Origin of the sequence: Allobosea sp. FBZP-16, assembly GCF_002831785.1 — a bacterium.
GTDB classification, from domain to species: Bacteria; Pseudomonadota; Alphaproteobacteria; order Rhizobiales; family Beijerinckiaceae; genus Allobosea; species Allobosea lupini.
This window is the reverse complement of record NZ_LNCQ01000032.1, coordinates 140,011-155,918: the sequence shown is the minus strand read 5'-3', so window position 1 is coordinate 155,918 and position 15,908 is coordinate 140,011. Positions and strand designations below refer to the sequence as shown.

The window sequence follows — 15,908 nt, the reverse complement described above, 5'->3', positions numbered from 1 at the left end:
GTCCCTTTTAGACGCCGATCACCCCCATAACGGGGTTCTTTTTGCACGCCGATCCACAGTCGCGCTCCGCCTTGAGTTTGGCGACCTCACGCCGCAAACGCTTGATCTCGAGCTGCTCCGGCTTCATCTGGCCGTGCCCGGGAAAGGCCTGCCCCGGATCCGCGGCAAAATCCTTCACCCATTTGCGCAGGACGTTCTCATGGACGTCGAGATCACGCGCCGCCTGCGCCACGCTCACCCCGCGGTCCTTGATCAGGCGGACCGCCTCGATCTTGAACTCACGACCAAATCGCCCTCGCTGCATACGCCGCCTCCGGCTTCATGCAACACCCAATCTCGGTATCCACGAAACCGGCAGCAGGCCAGAGACCGGAGTCGAAGCCGACACTCAAGCTAAACTTCGGCCGCCACGGTCGCAGGCGGCACGGCGCCGCGACAAGATAACGAGGGGTGCCAGGGGACAGTCCTAGAATGCCGGTGAGATAGCACCCGGCGAAGGCGACCACTCCCTTCATCGTGGCTGTCGATCATGGCACCTGTCGCTGGAACGGAAACACCCATTTCCAATCTCGTCGCATGTCGATCACGGTCCAGCCCCTATCGTTGGCCTCGTCCAGCGCCTTGTCGAGGCGACCGATCTGCGACGTGCGATCATAGGCCCATTCGCGAATCGCGTCTGTGTGGTGGAGGATCGCCATAAGGCGCGGCCCTGAGCCGGCCGCGGTCCATTGCAGCATCTGATGGTCGCCATCAGAATTGCCGAAGGCGATGATCGGCCGGCGGCCGATAAAGCGGTTAATCCCGACAGGCTTGCCAGGCCCATCGTCGACGAATTCTACCTGCGCCTGCTTGACAAGCTCTGCTTTGCCATCCGTTGCCATCTGCAGCTTGACGACCACCGACGAGCCGACGACCTGCTCGGGCGGGACGCCATACGCCTTCTCGGCAAAGACGCGAATGAACTCGACGCCACCGCCCGAGACGATGAACGTCTTGAAGCCGCTGGCGCGTAGATGCGCCAGCAGTTCAAGCTGAGGCTGGTAGACCAGCTGGTCATAGGGCTGACCAAAGCGCGGATGACGTGCCGTCGCGAGCCACTCCGCCACGGTTCTGGCGAAGGCCTCAGTGGTCATGCCGGCGTGGCTTATCGCCAAGATCTCCTGGACGTCCTTGTGACTCAAGGCGGAGAGCGCTTTCGCGTCGCCCGCAACAATGGCTCTGAACGCGGGCCTGTCTTGCCAGGCCGGATTCTGGGGCGCGAGCGCCTTGGTCCGGTCGAGCGCGAACTGAAACTGGAAATAGCTGGGCTGCTCGGCCCAGAGCGTGCCGTCATTGTCGAAAACCGCAATGCGTTCGGCTGGCGGCACATAATCCGGTCCGCCTTCGCGCGTCACGCGCGCGATGAACGCAAGCAGAGTGTGCTTGCCCAGCCCCTGGTTCCACGAAGGCAAAGGATCAGGCTGAGCCAGCGCCGCTGGAGCTGGCAGAAGTGTGGCGGACAAAGCGGCAAGGGCGAAGCGTCGGGTGAGGCTCATACGATGGCTCCTCAGGGCTGATGGCAATCGCCTCGCGGCAAAAAGCACAGCCGGCTGCGTTAGCGCCTAATGAGCGGGCTCCAGGCTCTTCTGCATCCGTTCGATCAGCTGATCGATGCTGAAACTCGCGGGGCGCTGGCTCGGCGGATACTCCTTAAACGTCGCTAGAAACGGCCCGACGATCGATTGCGACGCCAGAAACGGCGCCGGGTTCGAGGTAAACCAGTCATAGTAGGAGTTGGACGTGATGTCGGCGCGTTCGTATGGATCCGAGCGCAGATCGAAGAGTTTTGGCGTGCGAAGCTTCGTGAAGGGCTCGGCCCAGATCCGCAGCGTTCCGGTTGCGCGCTGCTCTTCGAAGACGATTTTCCAATTCTCGTAGCGCATCGCGACGAGATCACCGTCGTCATTGAAGTAGAAGAATTCCTTGCGTGCGCTGTGCGGCTGGCGGCCGGTCAGGTAAGGCAGCTGATCATAGCCGTCGAGATGGACCTTAAAGGTCTTGCCGGTCGCCTGATGGCCCGTCAGCAGCTTGCTTTTGATGTCGGGTTCACCGGCGGCGGCGAGAAGGGTAGGCAGCCAATCCATTCCGCTCACAATGTCATTGGAGACGGATCCAGCCTGGATACGGCCGGGCCAGCGTATGAGGCACGGAACACGGAAGGCGCCTTCCCAGTTCGTATTCTTCTCGCTGCGGAACGGCGTCGTGCCGGCGTCAGGCCAGGAGTTCTGATGAGGACCGTTATCGGTGGTGTAGAGCACGATCGTATCGTTCGCGAGGCCGAGATCGTCGACCGCCTTGAGAACGGCTCCGACTTGCGCGTCATGTTCGATCATACCGTCGGCATACTCAGTCCTTGAGGTGAGGCCCGGCTGGTCGCGTCGGGCATCCTGCACATGAGTGCGAAAGTGCATCCGCGTAGTGTTGAACCAGCAAAAGAAAGGCCTGTTTGCCCTTGTCTGCCGTTGGATGAAGTCAATCGCGGCCGCCGAGGTTTCGTCGTCGATCGTCTCCATGCGCTTCTTGGTCAGCGGACCGGTATCTTCAATGACCTGGCGGCCGATGCGTCCCCAGCGAGGATGCTCGGTGGGATCGTCGCGCTCCGACGCCTTGCAACGCAAAACGCCGCGCGGGCCGAGAGTTTCACGGAAACGAGGGTCGCGCGGATAGGTTCGCGATTCCGGATCTTCCTCGGCGTTGAGGTGGTAAAGATTTCCGAAGAATTCGTCGAAACCGTGGACGGTCGGGAGGTAGGCGTTGCGGTCGCCCAGATGGTTCTTGCCGAATTGACCGGTGGCGTAGCCGAGCGGCTTCAGCAGCTCGGCGATGGTGGCGTCCCTATCTTGAAGACCGACAGCCACGCCCGGCATGCCCACCTTGGAAAGACCGGTGCGCAGTGTGCATTGGCCGGTGAGGAACGAAGATCGGCCCGCGGTGCAGCTCTGCTCGGCATAGTAGTCGGTGAACATCATCCCTTCGCGGCCGATGCGGTCGATGTTCGGCGTGCGGTAGCCCATGACACCGTGCGAATAGAGGCTGAGGTTGGCCTGCCCGACATCATCGCCAAAGATCACCAGAATGTTCGGCCGACGACCTCCCGCAGAAGTGGTGGCGAGTGGCACCGGCGCTGGCTGCACCTGGGCTACCGCACTCCGCTCGGTCATGCCTGTTGCAGCCAGCGCAGTCCCGCCAAGGAGCATGTGCCGCCGGCTAGGGTGCCCCGCGGTGTTACCGTCTTTACGTTCGGATGCGTCGCTCATGGTGGTCTCCTCTCCGGGCTATCGTAGTGGCGAATAGGGACCGGTCGTCCCCATGCGGATCAGTGGGTGCCTTTTGACGCTGTCCTCGAACTCGCCGACCATCTTGAGGACGGAGTACGACCCAGCTGGGCCGGCCGCTGGGGTTGCGTCTGCGCTGGCTGGGCCTGATCGAAGCACCTGCGCCGCAACCATGGCGGCGGTGCCGCCGAACAAATTTCTGCGATCCATCGCCATATCCTCAGGTTTTTCGAATGATGCAGCGAAATCCGACATGGCTTGTAGAGGTGTCTATTGGCTCTGCGTGGCGGGCGGCAGGGCGATAGCGGCGGCAGTAGTTCGGCGCACAAAGATGCGAGCCGCCCTTCAGCACTTTGCGCGGGATCATGATCTGCGGCTGATGCGGATCGTAGCTCTCTGATTCCCGGCCGCCGCGCGGGTTCTGCGGGACACAACAGGCTTTAGGCGCATCGGCCTGATGTCGCGCGGACCAGAAATCTGCGGTCCATTCCCAAACATTGCCGATCATGTCGTGGAGCCCATATCCGTTCGATGGAAAGGCCCGGACCGGGGAGGTGCGGGCCCAGCCATCCTCCCTGCTGTTCTCCTGAGGAAACGCGCCCTGCCAGATGTTGGCCATATGGCGGCCCTCCGGTGTGAGCTCATCACCCCAGGCAAACTCGCAGCCCTCGCGCCCGCCCCAGGCCGCAAACTCCCATTCGGCTTCGGTCGGTAATGCCTTGCCGGCCCAATTCGCATAGGCCTCGGCATCGAGATAAGCGACATGCACTACGGGATGATCGTCGAGGCCCTTGATCGAGGAGCCAGCGCCATAGGGCTTGCGCCACGTCGCGCCGAACTTGAATGTCCACCATTGCGACCAGTCACGCGTATCGACCGGATGGCATGGCGGATCGAACATGAGCGAGCCGGCCCGCAACATGTGCGGCAACGCACCCGGGTAGTCCCTGGGATCGGGAGCAATCTCGGCTGAGGTGACATGCCCGGTTGCATCGACGAAGGCGCCGAACTGGCGATTGGTCACCGGCGTCTGATCAATCCAGAAACCGTCGACGTTGACCTGGTGGCTCGGCGCTTCCTCGACATAGTGCCGGTCGGACCCCATGCGGAATACTCCGCCATTGATCCAGGTCATTCCGATCTTGCTGATGGCATCATCAAGTCGGGCAGAGGCTTCAGTCGGGATCGCGTTGCCGAGTGTCACGGGTGCGGTTCCTCCGACGCAGGATCGGGAGTGAGCGAGACGTCAGGGCGCGGCAACGCGCTCAATATCCGGGAGCCGCCAGGTCTTCTCGAACAAAGGCTTCTGCGGCCCATAGAAGCGCATCATCACCTCGAAGCCGCGCTGCGGGTCGGTCGGGACCCAGTTTCCTTCACCGCCGGCCGGCGCTTTCGGTCCAAAATGGATGTCGACCGAACCATCCGAATTCTTCTGCACTTCCGGGACATTCGAGCCTCGGCTCGACCGCGACATGTTCCGGATCAGAGCATGCGTCTCCCGGTCGTAGGCGGTGATCGACCAGTAGAGGTCGACCGGGGCGCTGGCCGGCACGGTCAGCCGGTAGGTCTCGGCGCCGCTGAATGGCTTGCCATCCCTGTCGCGGATCGCGACGAGGTAGAACTGCCCCGAGCCGAGATGCTTAACGCTAGAGAACGCGAAGGAGTAGAAGGCGCCACGGTCGTCGAGCGGATAGACGCCCGGCTTCGAGAAGTTGGTCGCCAGTCCCTCGACAACGTCCGGCGCGACTGGCAGTGCCCACCGTCCACCAGGATAGTACGGCGTGAATAGGTCCTCGTAGCGGACATCGAGCAGTGCCTTAGCTTCGGAGGCTGCCTGTTCGAGGACCTTTTGGCCGTCCGCGCTCGGCTTGAACGGCTTGCCCTGCTCGATGCCGACCGACTTCAGCTGGTCGATCATAGCCTTGTCTCGCTCCTGCCAGGGCTCCCGCTGGATGAAGCGGTCGAGTGCCTCGAAAAAGCGGATGTCGTAGGGAATGGTGCTGTCGTAGAGGACGTCCGTGGCGTCGACGAAGGTTGGCGGCGGCGGGTTCGCGGCGGCGGAGAGCGGATAGAGCTTGATCCGCTTGCCGTAGGCTACAGCGTTTGCGATGTCGGCGGCATTGCCGCCGAGCGCGTTGGAGCGGAGCAGCGGCCCGGCCATGTAGGTCGACGAGTGCACTACGATGTATCCGTTTGGTATTGGCGCGGTATGACGCGGCGGCAGAATGAGATATTTGCCTCCTTTACCCTTGTCGGCGCCGGCCGGCCCGACATCCTCCAGAGCGGTCTGCCAAGCGTCCGTGATCGTGCCGGTCAGGGAGCCGCCTTCTGCCGACGGAAGTTCCAGCACCATCGGACCCGCCTCCTTCGTGCTGATGAACGGCATGAAGTAGATTGTGCTCGGGTTAGGTGTCAGGGTCTGGTTCTTCCAGTCGAGAAAGCGCGACCAGTAGACAATCTGGTTGTCCTTGCCGCCGGCCTTGAGAGCCGCCTGCAACATGAGGTCGAAATTGACTGCCGGCATTCCCCAGACGACCGCCTCGACGGCTCGGCGATGGACGGTGCGCTGGCCCAGCTCCTCAGGGGACAGATTTTGAGCACTGGCAGGTGCTGCCGCGCAGATGAATGCCAGCAGTGCGAGACCAAAGTTCCTCATCGCTTCGTTTCCTGCAATCGCCCGTTCAGAACGGGTTGATGTAGTTGAGGATCGCAACCTGCCGCAGGATCACTCGGCGGATCATGTGGCTGGCCTTGACGTGGTCGGTGAAAATCGCGGCCGTCCCCGTGCTGCCTGCGGGCAGGCGCATCGCGGCTACCTGATCATCGAGCCTGATCCGCACCACGAAGGGGGCGGCGGAGATATCGCCTGGCAGGACGGCGCGCCCGCTCACCTCTGTCTGCCCCGACGCAATGGCTTGCAGCACGGCCTCAACCCGGCCGGTATGGACTTCGCCCGGCCGGATCTTGAAGGCGACCTCGACCGGCTGCCCGACCTCGATATAGCGCGCGTAGATCTGCGCGATCTCGACTCCTATGATGGTTTCGGAGCTGTCGATGAAGGCCATGACCGGCGCCTGCGCGGTGACGCGGGCGCCCTTGCGCAAGGCCAGGTTGGTGACATAGCCATCGGCCGGAGCCAGGACCGTTGTCTTATCGAGATTCCATTTCGCGGTGGCGAGCTGCGCCTGCAGCTGCTCGACCTCGGCCTGGCGCTGCTCGACGTCGAAATTGCGGCCCGCGCCGCGATCGTGCAGCGCCTCCATCTGCGAGCGCCGCAGCTCGGCGAACTTCAACTGCGCCGCCAGCGCGGCCGCCTGCGCCTCGTAAACCGTCGGGTCGATGCGAAGTAGCACGTCGCCCTGTTTCAGCGTCGCATTGGCACGCACCGGGACGTCGATCACCTCGCCGGCGACGGAAGGCACGATCTGCACGGCGTTGCGCGCCACCAGGACAGGCCCGGACGGCGCCCCCCAACCCATCGGAATGAACAGGCCGAGATTGAGGGCGACCAGGACCAGCAGCGGCGAGAACTTCCAGAAGGGACTCCAGGGGATCCAGCGCAGCCAGACGAAGAGACTCAGGATGGCGAAATAGCTCGCCATGAGGAAGACCATCATCTGGCGGTCTCCTTCATCGCGGGAGCATCCACATAGGCCCAGATCAGGACCAGCGGCCAGAAGACGAAGCCGAACAGAAGCGCCGCCCAGCTGCCGGCCGCGACGGCCTCCGGCCAGGGATGACCGCGCTGTCGCGCGATCCGCCCGGGCAGCATCCCGAGCCCTATGACCACAGCAAGGCAAAAGCCGGCGACAACTAGAAGAACGATCCAAGCAAAAAGGTCGATTGGCGCCATAAACCCTACCCCAAGGCTGGCTAGACGGCTTGTAGTCGCTTCGTATTCGGTTCGAGCATGCCGCATTCACTTGCTTCGATGAATAATCGAAGCGCATTCGGAATGAATTTTATTATAATTATATGCGAGAATCGATTGCCTGCCTGGTGTTTTTGCGTCTTACTGCTGGTTGTAGCGCATATCAATCCGGTTGTGATGCGCAGTTTGTGCCAAACACGGGAGGGAGGCCCATGGAGCAGGCTGCGCAAAAGCGGGAGCAGTCCGCCAACTTCGTGGCGCGCACCATTGCGATCGATTGCTTCGAGCGGCTGCAGCAGGCGACGCCAGCGACGCAATCCGAGATCATCCAAGTCGAACGCGGCCCGATGCGGGGCCAATTGCGCCATCTCGCCATTGAGGGGTTGGCGCTCGGGCTTGGCCGTTTCGATCGCGGGCTGATCTCGCAAGGTGTCTTCAGCCAGCGCGACATCACCTTTGGCATGTTGTTCGAGTGCGAGGGCGAGTTCGCCGGGCCGGCGCTGACCGATGGCCATGTCGGCGTTTGGTCGCCCGGCGCCGAGCATGTGCATCGCTATTCCGGCGGCGCCGCCTTCGGCGGAATTTGTGTCTCGGCTCAAGAGCTGGAGCGCTTCTTCGGCTCGGGCAGCGAGCTCGGCTGCCTGGAGGCCTGGAAGCGGCAGTCGAGTTTCCGCATAGAAGGTGGCCATGCCGCATCGATGGCGCGCGTGCTGCACGACATCGTCAGCCGGGTCGACGGCAGCATCCAGCTCGATTTGCATGAGATCAATTTTTGGAAGGACACGATCCTGGATGCGATCACCGGGGCGCTGGCCCGGCCCGACTATCACAGCCGCGCGCTGTCGCGGCGACTACTTTACGACATCCTCGACTTTCTCGAATTCCACGAGGCTCACCCGATGAGTGTCGCGCGGATCCTCGCCGAATTCGGCCTATCTCGCCGTTCTCTGCACCGGCTGTTCCACGAGGAGATCGGTATCGGGCCAATCGAATTCTTACGCGACAGGCGGCTCTGCCGGGCACGTTCGCAGCTCAAGCTGCTCAAGGGCCGGGGGACGATCGCCGATGTCGCCTTCCGCTCGGGATTTTGCGATGTCGGTCGCTTCTGCGCCTATTACCGTCGCTTGTTCGCCGAGTATCCGGCCGAAACGGTCAAGCGGCACCGGTTGCATTGAGGCAGGGAGCAGAGGATGACCATGCGGGCGCTGACTAGGGCCGCCATCCGCAGCCTCCCCGCCCTGGCCCTGGCAGGCGCGCTGGGATCGATGGCGCATGCCTCCGAAGGCGGGGCCAGCCTGTTCGTGCCGGGACTCAATGTGCCGGCCGGTGGAATCGTGCCGCCTCCCGGCTTCTATTTCGACAACACCCTGCTGTTCTATCGCGGCTCGCTGACCGGCCAGCGCAGCACATCGCTCGGCGGCAACGTCGTTGCCGGCGTGAGGGCCAGTATCTGGGGTGATTTCGCCACGGGGCTCTGGGTGACGCCCGCCGAGATCTTCGGCGGGCGGCTCGCCTTCGGGCTCAGCGTGCCCTTTGGCGAGCCGAGCGTGCGGGCGGGCGCCCTACTCAGCGGGCCGCGCACCAATAACCAGCCGATCGGGCTCAGCGTTCGCGACGCCACGGTGAATTTCGGCGATCCCGTAGCCACAGCGACGCTCGGCTGGAATGCGGGCAACTGGCATTGGAAGCTCGCCGCCGCCGTCAGCATCCCGGCCGGCGCCTATCAACCGGGCGAGCTCTCCAACCTCGCCCTCAATCGCTGGATTGGCGACTTCTCGGCCGGTCTGACCTATCTCGAGCCGACACTCGGCCTCGATATCTCGACCGTCGTCGGCCTCACCGTCAACGGCAAGAACCCCGACACCGACTACCGGACCGGGCAGGAATTCCACATCGATGTCGGCATCAGCAAGAACCTGACCAAGGAGCTCTCGGTCGGCCTCATCGGGTCGCATTACCAGCAGATAACCGGCGACAGCGGCCCGGGCGCGACCCTCGGCCCCTATAAGGGCCGCACCACGGCGATCGGCGGCACGATCGGCTACACCTTCATGGTCGGGGCGACCCCTATCGCCACTCGCGTCAAAGTGCTGCGCGAAGTCGACGTCAAGAACCGGCCGCAAGGCACGATAGGATGGGTACAGCTCTCGTTCCCCCTCTGGATGCCGACGCATCCCGCTCATGTGGCCAAACCTGCCGTGGTGAAGGAATAGACCTCCACCTGTGCGCCGACCGGCAGCAGCGCGCCACGTCGCACCAGCCGAGCTATGCCGCTTTCCACCAACGTCCGGTTCTGGCGCCGAGCGCCCTGGCGGCAGCCTACCGTAGTGGCGACCATCTAAGGGCTTATTCGCTGCCCAACAGTATCTCGACGAAGCATGCTGCAAGGCGGCTCAAAGGCCGGCTTCGCACCGTCATCAGGCATATGGTTATCGGCAATTCCGGCGTCACCTCCAGCCGGACCAGCCCCTCAAAGCGCTGAGCCTGGGTCAGCAGGCTATCGATCAGGATGACATCGCCCTGGCGCGCCAGCAGATGGGCGGCGGAAATGCTGTAGGGCACGGTCATGAACGGCGCATAATCGATGCCGGCCTGTTCATGGGCGCGTGCGATCAGCCATCCCAGCGGCGACTTCTCGCGATCGAAGCAGATCAGCCGCCGGCCCCGAAGTTCGGGCAAGCTGACCCGGTCGCGGAGCGCCAGTGGGTCGTCCGCACGCACGAGGGCGATGATCGAAGCTTGTGCGAACGGTGTCAGGGCAATGTCGTCGGTGACGCGGGGCGAGAACATCACCCCGAGATCGGCCGCGCCCTTCGACAATTGCGTCGGCGCATCGCCCATGATCAGTTCGATGCGAGCCTGGGGATAGTCCGTCACCAGCCTCCGGATCGCCTGCGCAATGAGCCCCTGGCCGATGCTCGGCGTCGATGCGATCCGCAGCGGCAGGGCGCGCCCGGAGCGCAGGTCGCCGACGGCGCCACGCAAGCTGCGCCATTCGCCCTCGACATGGCCTAGCGCCGACATCAGGCCGCGGGCCTCGGAACGCAGGACGAGGCGGCCATCGCTGCGATCGAAGACGCGAATGCCGAGGGCCGCTTCACTGCGGGCGATGATCTTGCTGACCGCGGATTGCGTCAGATGAAGCTGCCGGGCAGCCTCGACTGTGGTGCCGCAGCGGTTGACGGCGCGCAGGACCGCCGCGTGCGAGGGTGTCAACGACTTCATGCTGCCGCTCCCACGAGATGATCCAGCAGGACGCGCGCGGCATGGTCGAGTGGCGGGCCGTCACGGTGGTGCGCGAAGGCGGTCACGAGGGGGCTCTCGTCGAGTGGACGGACCGCCAGCCCCTGCGTCAGGCCGCTGCTGATGACGAAGCCGTCAACGACCGCAATGCCGACGCCCTCGCGCGCCAGATGGCAGGCACTGTCCGTATGGCGAACGGTGATCGCGATCCGCTGCGACAGGCCGATCCGGCCCAGCGCGTCCTGAAAGCTGTCGGCCAAGCTGATGCCATCGGGCCCGTAGCTGATCAGGCGCTCTCCTTCGAGGGTATCGCGGGACAGCCGGTCATGGGCGGCGAGCGGATGCGCTTCCCCAAGCACGCAGACGAGCGGGCTGCTGCGCAGTACGATATCCCGCAACCCCTCCGTCGCCATCGGGCCGTAGGAAATCGCGAGATCGACTTCGTTGGCGCTGAGGTGATCGCGGACATGGTCGAACATCACTTCGACGGCCGCCCGGTCGGCCAGATCGCTGCGCGCCGCGGCGATGGCCGGCGGCAGGATGCTGTGCGCCAGCCCTGGCACGGTCGCGATCCGCAGGCGGTCCGCCATGCCGACGCGGATCATGTCGGCTTCGTGATGGGCCCGGCGCAAGGCGCCGAAGGCCGGCTCCGCGAGCCGGTTCAGTTCCAGCGCCTCGGGGGTCGGGGTCAGCCGCCCCTGGACAATGGCGACGAGGCTGAGATCGAGTTCCTTTTCCGCCAGGCGCAACGACTTGATCACGGCCGACTGGCTGACGCCCAGCCCTTGTGCCGCTTCGCCGGTGCCGCCGAGCCGGACGAAGGCATCGATCACCTGCAGCGCCCCCAGCCTCATCCATGCTATTCCAATTGGTTGGTATTCTTGCCAAATGTTTCATTTGCGAGACTAGGAGCGCCCGTGGAAGGTTGCAAGCCGCCGCCGCCGAGGCAGAGCGGCCAAAATCAGGGGATATCCATGATTACATTCCGCTCCATGGTGTCGGCTGCCGCGCTTGCGCTCTCCATGCTCGGCCCGGCGCTGACCGTCGCGCCCTCCGGCGCCTTTGCGCAGGGCGTTTTCAAGCTGGCGCAGACGCAGGACCTCGTCTCGCTCGACCCCATCGCGACCAGCGACAATCCCTCGATCCATGCGCAACTGCTGATCTACGACACCTTGTTGCGCCCAAGTGCGGACGCCACCAAGCTGGAGCCCGGCCTCGCCGAGAGCTGGACAGTGAGCGACGACGGCCTGACCTATAGCTTCAAGCTCAGGGCCGCGACGTTCTCGGACGGTACGCCCGTCACCGCCGCCGACGTCGCCTTCTCGCTGAAGCGCGCTGGCAGCGACGCCTCGAGCTGGAAGCGCTTCTTCGCCGGGATCGACGCCATCGAGACGCCGGACGATCGCACCGTCGTGCTCAAGCTCAAGACCGTGTTCACGCCGCTGCTGAACAACCTCGCGCTGTTCTCCTCGGCGATCCTGCCGCAGAAGGCCTTCGAGGCGGCGCCCGACAAGTTCTTCGAGAAGCCGATCGGCTCCGGCCCCTTCACCGTCGTGGCCTGGAACAAGGGCCAGGGCCTCTCGCTCAAAAAGAACGCGCATTACTGGCAGGCCGGCAAGCCGAGCCTCGACGGTGCCGAGATCCTGGTGCTGCCCGAGGGCAACAGCCGCGTGCTGAAGCTGCAGGCCGGCGAGATCGACGCCGCCCTCGAGATCCCGCTCAACCAGATGCAGAGCCTTGGCCGCGCCGGCACCGTCAAGACCGTTGTCGCCAACGTTCTGCGCACCGATTTCGTGCTGCTGAACACCAAGAAGAAGCCCTTCGATGATATCCGCGTTCGCCAGGCGCTGAACTACGCCATTGACAAGGAAGGGCTGGTCAAGGCTCTGCTCTACGGCGCCGGCAAGGTGGCGAACTCGCCGATGCCGCTGATGGCCTATGCCGATCCCGATCTGAAGCCCTATGCTCATGACATCGGCAAGGCCAAGGCCCTGCTCAAGGAAGCCGGCTATGGCGACGGCTTCAAGACCACTCTGCTGGTGCATGCAGGCCGGCCGCTGCACCGCCAGGTCGGCCAGGCGCTGCAGAGCGCGCTCGCGCAGATCGGTGTCACCGCCGAGATCCGTCTCGTCGAGGGCGGCACGCATTGGTCGACTACCAAGGCCGGCGACTACGAGATGGCCGTCTCCTACGCCTCCAGCGACACGATCGACCCCGACCAGATGGCCGGCTTCCTGATTGTCAATCCGGAGCGCGCCAACGCCTACCACACCGAGTGGAAGAACGAGCGGGTCAACGAACTCTATGCGAAGGAGCGCGCCACCAAGGACGGGCCGGAGCGAGGCGCGATGTTCAAGGAGATGGTCAAGCTCTCGCATGAGGGCGCGCCATCGATCTTCCTGTTCTACCCCGGCACGCCTTATGCCCATCGCAGCACTGTCAGCGGCTTCGAGGTGCTGCCGACCGGCAATTTCCGCCTCGAAGACGTCAAGATGAAGTGAGGAATGGGCGGCCTGAGGCCGCCCGACCCCCGGCCTGCTGCCATGCTGACCTATATCCTCAAGCGGCTCGTCCAGCTCGTCCCAGTGCTGTTCGGCATCACGCTGGCCTGCTTCTTCCTGCTGCGGGCGTTGCCGGGAGACCCGGCGACGCTGCTGCTCGGCGCCCGTGGCGGCGCGGAGGAGATCGCGGCGATGAAGCAGCGGCTGGGGCTCGACCTGCCGCTGTGGCGGCAATACCTGCTCTTCCTCCACGACATCCTGTCCGGCAGCCTCGGCCGCTCGGTCGTCTACGGCCAGCCGGTGATCTCGCTGGTGCTGGAGCGCCTGCCGGCGACGCTGTGGCTCGTCGGCTATTCGACCGTGATCGCGGTCGTGCTCACGATCCCGCTGGCGCTGTGGTCGGCGGTCAAGCGTGGCCGGGCGCCGGATATCCTGGTCAAGCTCGTCTTCACGGTGCTGCTGGCGATCCCGTCCTTCTGGCTTGGACTCGTGCTCGTCGTCGTTCTCGCCATCTGGGTGCCGCTGTTCCCGACCTCGGGCTACGGGACCGGCCTGTTCTCACGCCTGCATCACCTGACGCTGCCAGCCTTCGTGATCGCTCTGGCGACGGCCTCGCTGACGATCCGCAGCCTGCGCAGCGGCATCCTCAACGTGCTCGGCTCGGACTATGTCACCACCGCCCGCGCCAAGGGCAATGCGACCGGGCGCACCATGCGCGTCCACGTGCTGCCGAACGCGCTGATCAGTTCGATCTCGGTGCTCGGCGCCCATACTAGCTGGGTGATCGGCGGGACCGTGGTGATCGAGACGGTCTTCGCGTTGCCGGGACTCGGCTCGCTCTTCGTCGAGTCGATCTTCGCCCGCGACTACCCGATGATCCAGGGGCTGACGATCGTCTTCGCCGTGCTGGTGGTCCTGATCAATCTCGCGACGGATATCGCCTATGCGCTGGCCGATCCGCGCATCCGGCTGGATTGACGCGATGAGCAAGCGCCGCCTCGAGCCGACGCTCCTCGTCGGCCTCACCATGTTCCTGCTACTCGCCCTGCTTGTCGGGCTCGGGCAGGTCTGGACGCCGCACGACCCTTTCCTGGTCGACTATGGCAACACGCTGCAGCCTCCCTCGGCGAAACACTGGCTCGGCACGGACGATCTTGGCCGCGACGTCGTCTCGCGCGTCATGGCTGGGGGGCTGGTCGATCTCAGGGTCGCCGTGGTCTGCGTCGCGGCGCCCGCCATCCTCGGTATCGCGATCGGCGCGCTGTCCGGCTTCGTCGGCGGGCGGGTCGATACCGTCATCATGCGCATCACCGACATCTTCTGGGCCTTCCCTTTCCATGTGCTGGTAATCGCCATCGTCGGCGTGCTCGGCCCCGGCGAGGCCAATCTCTATCTCGCCTTCCTGCTGGTGAACTGGATCTCCTTCGCGCGCATCACCCGCGGCGAGGTGCTGGTGCTGCGCGAGCTCGAATATGTCCAGGCGGCGCGCAGCTTCGGCTCGACCGATCGCCGCATCGTCACCGCGCATATCCTGCCCAACGCCGTCACGCCTGCGATCGTCTTCGCCATGGCCGACGTCGTGCTGACGATCCTGGCCGTGACCTCTCTCTCCTTCCTCGGCCTCGGCATTCAGCCGCCGACGCCGGAATGGGGACTGATGATCGCCGATGGGCGTCAGTTCCTGTTCGACGCCTGGTGGATCGCGACGGCTCCCGGACTCGCCATCGTCTACACCGGCGTCACTTTCGCCCTGATCGGCGAGGGCCTCGACACAGCCTTGCGCCCCAAGGGCTGAGCCATCTTCCCGACCGACCTGCCTCGCGAGACCACCATGAGCTGCTTCACCGACAGTTCCGACCTCAAGCGGATCGGCGCCCTGATCGAGGCCCATGCCGCCCCGATCTATGCCGCGCGCAATGTCCCCTTCACGCAGTTCGCCTATGTCCTGACCCGGCCGGCACCGGAGCCCGGCGGCAAGCCCGAAGGTGCCGCTCTCCGACCGGACTGGCGCGCCTACCCCTGCTCGCTGGTGAAGGTATTCCATCTTGTCGCCGCGCAACTGCGGCTGGAAGACGGGCGGCTATCCGCCCATGCCGAACTCGACCGCGCCATGCGCGACATGATCCTGTGGTCATCGAACTCCGCGACGAACTACATCATCGACCTGCTGACGGGCACGACCGGCGATACATTGCTGGACGATGCCCAGATGGCCACCTGGTGCGAGCGCCGCGAGGAGATCAACCGGATCTTCGCCGGGCTGGGCTGGCCGGAGCTAGTCGGCATTAATCTCAACCAGAAGTTGATGGACGATCTGCGCTATGGCCGGGAAAAGATCGCGCTCGACCGCTCGGCCACCGGTCACAATTGCCTGACGCCGATCGCCATGGCGCGGCTGATGCACGAGATCTTCAGCGACTCCGCCCTGCTGCCGCCGGCGCGCCGTGCCGTCATCCGCGACCATCTCGCCCGCGACGCCAACGATCCCGACCGCGGCCGTGGCGCCTATCAGCTCCTGGGCTATCTGGGCGATGCACTGCCGCCAAGCACCCGAATCTGGTCCAAGGCCGGGCGCACGCGCTGGCTTGGCGACGACCGCGCCTCGTTCCGCCGGCACGACACGCTGCGCGCAATCCTGCCTGGAGATTATGAGTTCCTGCTCACTGTCTTCACCCAGGGTGAGGCTATCGCCGAGGATGACAGCTTCCTTCCTGCGATCGGAGCGTTGGTCGCAGCCGAGATGACGGGGCGGCGCTGAAACCACACTCGCGGGGGATACTGATCGCCCTCAGATGTCCGCTTTGCGGCGGACCCCCAAGGACCACTTTTGGCGCGTTCTGCGCTGATATAGAAGATGCGCCCCATTGAAGCGTGGTTTGGGCGCTGGCGAATATTGAAATTATGTAATTATTAGAGTACCTTGGATCATTCATATCCAACGTTCTGATATAGATCACATCTGTCGTTGCTCCGGTTTTT

General features: G+C 64.2%; 14 protein-coding genes and 1 pseudogene. 6 read left to right on the top strand and 9 right to left on the bottom strand.

Annotation, left to right across the window (positions count from 1 at the left end; all coding sequences use genetic code 11):
* Positions 1–58 precede the first annotated feature (58 nt).
* The 7 genes and pseudogenes from CXY91_RS17380 to CXY91_RS17350 form a co-directional block, all read right to left on the bottom strand.
* A pseudogene (locus CXY91_RS17380) lies at positions 59–304 on the bottom strand (transposase); the annotation flags it as partial.
* A 223-nt stretch (positions 305–527) separates the two neighbouring features.
* A complete protein-coding gene (locus tag CXY91_RS17375; protein WP_100962515.1) occupies positions 528–1,535 on the bottom strand; it encodes an HAD family hydrolase in 1,008 nt (335 codons plus the stop codon).
* Between the two features lie 66 nt (positions 1,536–1,601).
* Positions 1,602–3,296, bottom strand: a complete 1,695-nt coding sequence (locus CXY91_RS17370) for an arylsulfatase (RefSeq protein WP_100962514.1) — start codon at positions 3,294–3,296, stop codon at positions 1,602–1,604.
* Positions 3,297–3,534: 238 nt separating this feature from the next.
* Entirely contained in the window at positions 3,535–4,449 is a 915-nt protein-coding gene (locus CXY91_RS17365; RefSeq protein ID WP_100962741.1) for a formylglycine-generating enzyme family protein, read from the bottom strand.
* A 111-nt stretch (positions 4,450–4,560) separates the two neighbouring features.
* Positions 4,561–5,970, bottom strand: a complete 1,410-nt coding sequence (locus tag CXY91_RS17360; RefSeq protein WP_100962513.1) for a DUF1254 domain-containing protein — start codon at positions 5,968–5,970, stop codon at positions 4,561–4,563.
* A gap of 25 nt (positions 5,971–5,995) precedes the next feature.
* Positions 5,996–6,931, bottom strand: a complete 936-nt coding sequence (locus CXY91_RS17355; protein ID WP_100962512.1) for an HlyD family secretion protein — start codon at positions 6,929–6,931, stop codon at positions 5,996–5,998.
* Positions 6,928–7,167 carry a DUF3302 domain-containing protein gene (locus CXY91_RS17350; RefSeq protein WP_100962511.1) on the bottom strand — a complete coding sequence of 80 codons (240 nt, stop codon included), beginning with the start codon at positions 7,165–7,167 and terminating at the stop codon, positions 6,928–6,930. Before CXY91_RS17350 ends, CXY91_RS17355 begins: the two co-directional genes overlap by 4 nt.
* Positions 7,168–7,289: 122 nt before the next feature.
* Here CXY91_RS17350 and CXY91_RS17345 point away from each other — a divergent pair, with 122 nt between their 5' ends.
* Positions 7,290–8,360 (top strand): AraC family transcriptional regulator, encoded by a 1,071-nt coding sequence (locus CXY91_RS17345; RefSeq protein WP_100962510.1) that lies wholly within the window; start codon positions 7,290–7,292, stop codon positions 8,358–8,360.
* Positions 8,361–8,375: 15 nt separating this feature from the next.
* Entirely contained in the window at positions 8,376–9,398 is a 1,023-nt protein-coding gene (locus CXY91_RS17340) for a SphA family protein (protein WP_248307531.1), read from the top strand.
* 133 nt (positions 9,399–9,531) lie between these two features.
* On the opposite strand, the gene CXY91_RS17335 is transcribed toward CXY91_RS17340, so the two are convergent.
* Together CXY91_RS17335 and CXY91_RS17330 are read right to left on the bottom strand one after the other, a co-directional pair.
* Positions 9,532–10,410, bottom strand: coding sequence for a LysR family transcriptional regulator (locus CXY91_RS17335; protein ID WP_100962509.1), 879 nt, complete (start codon positions 10,408–10,410; stop codon positions 9,532–9,534).
* Positions 10,407–11,261, bottom strand: a complete 855-nt coding sequence (locus CXY91_RS17330; RefSeq protein ID WP_158673458.1) for a LysR family transcriptional regulator — start codon at positions 11,259–11,261, stop codon at positions 10,407–10,409. Before CXY91_RS17330 ends, CXY91_RS17335 begins: the two co-directional genes overlap by 4 nt.
* A 141-nt stretch (positions 11,262–11,402) precedes the next feature.
* On the opposite strand from CXY91_RS17330, the gene CXY91_RS17325 reads away from it, so the two are divergent.
* From CXY91_RS17325 to CXY91_RS17310, 4 genes are read left to right on the top strand one after another with little or no spacing between them, the layout of a single operon-like run.
* The gene (locus tag CXY91_RS17325; RefSeq protein ID WP_100962507.1) at positions 11,403–12,929 is read left to right on the top strand and encodes an ABC transporter substrate-binding protein; all 1,527 of its coding nucleotides are present in this window, start codon (positions 11,403–11,405) and stop codon (positions 12,927–12,929) included.
* 42 nt (positions 12,930–12,971) lie between these two features.
* The gene (locus CXY91_RS17320; RefSeq protein WP_100962739.1) at positions 12,972–13,907 is read left to right on the top strand and encodes an ABC transporter permease; all 936 of its coding nucleotides are present in this window, start codon (positions 12,972–12,974) and stop codon (positions 13,905–13,907) included.
* A gap of 4 nt (positions 13,908–13,911) precedes the next feature.
* Positions 13,912–14,724: an ABC transporter permease gene (locus CXY91_RS17315; RefSeq protein ID WP_100962738.1), complete on the top strand. Its 813-nt coding sequence runs from the start codon at positions 13,912–13,914 to the stop codon at positions 14,722–14,724.
* Between the two features lie 36 nt (positions 14,725–14,760).
* Positions 14,761–15,687 (top strand): serine hydrolase, encoded by a 927-nt coding sequence (locus CXY91_RS17310; protein ID WP_100962506.1) that lies wholly within the window; start codon positions 14,761–14,763, stop codon positions 15,685–15,687.
* Positions 15,688–15,908: the final 221 nt, after the last annotated feature.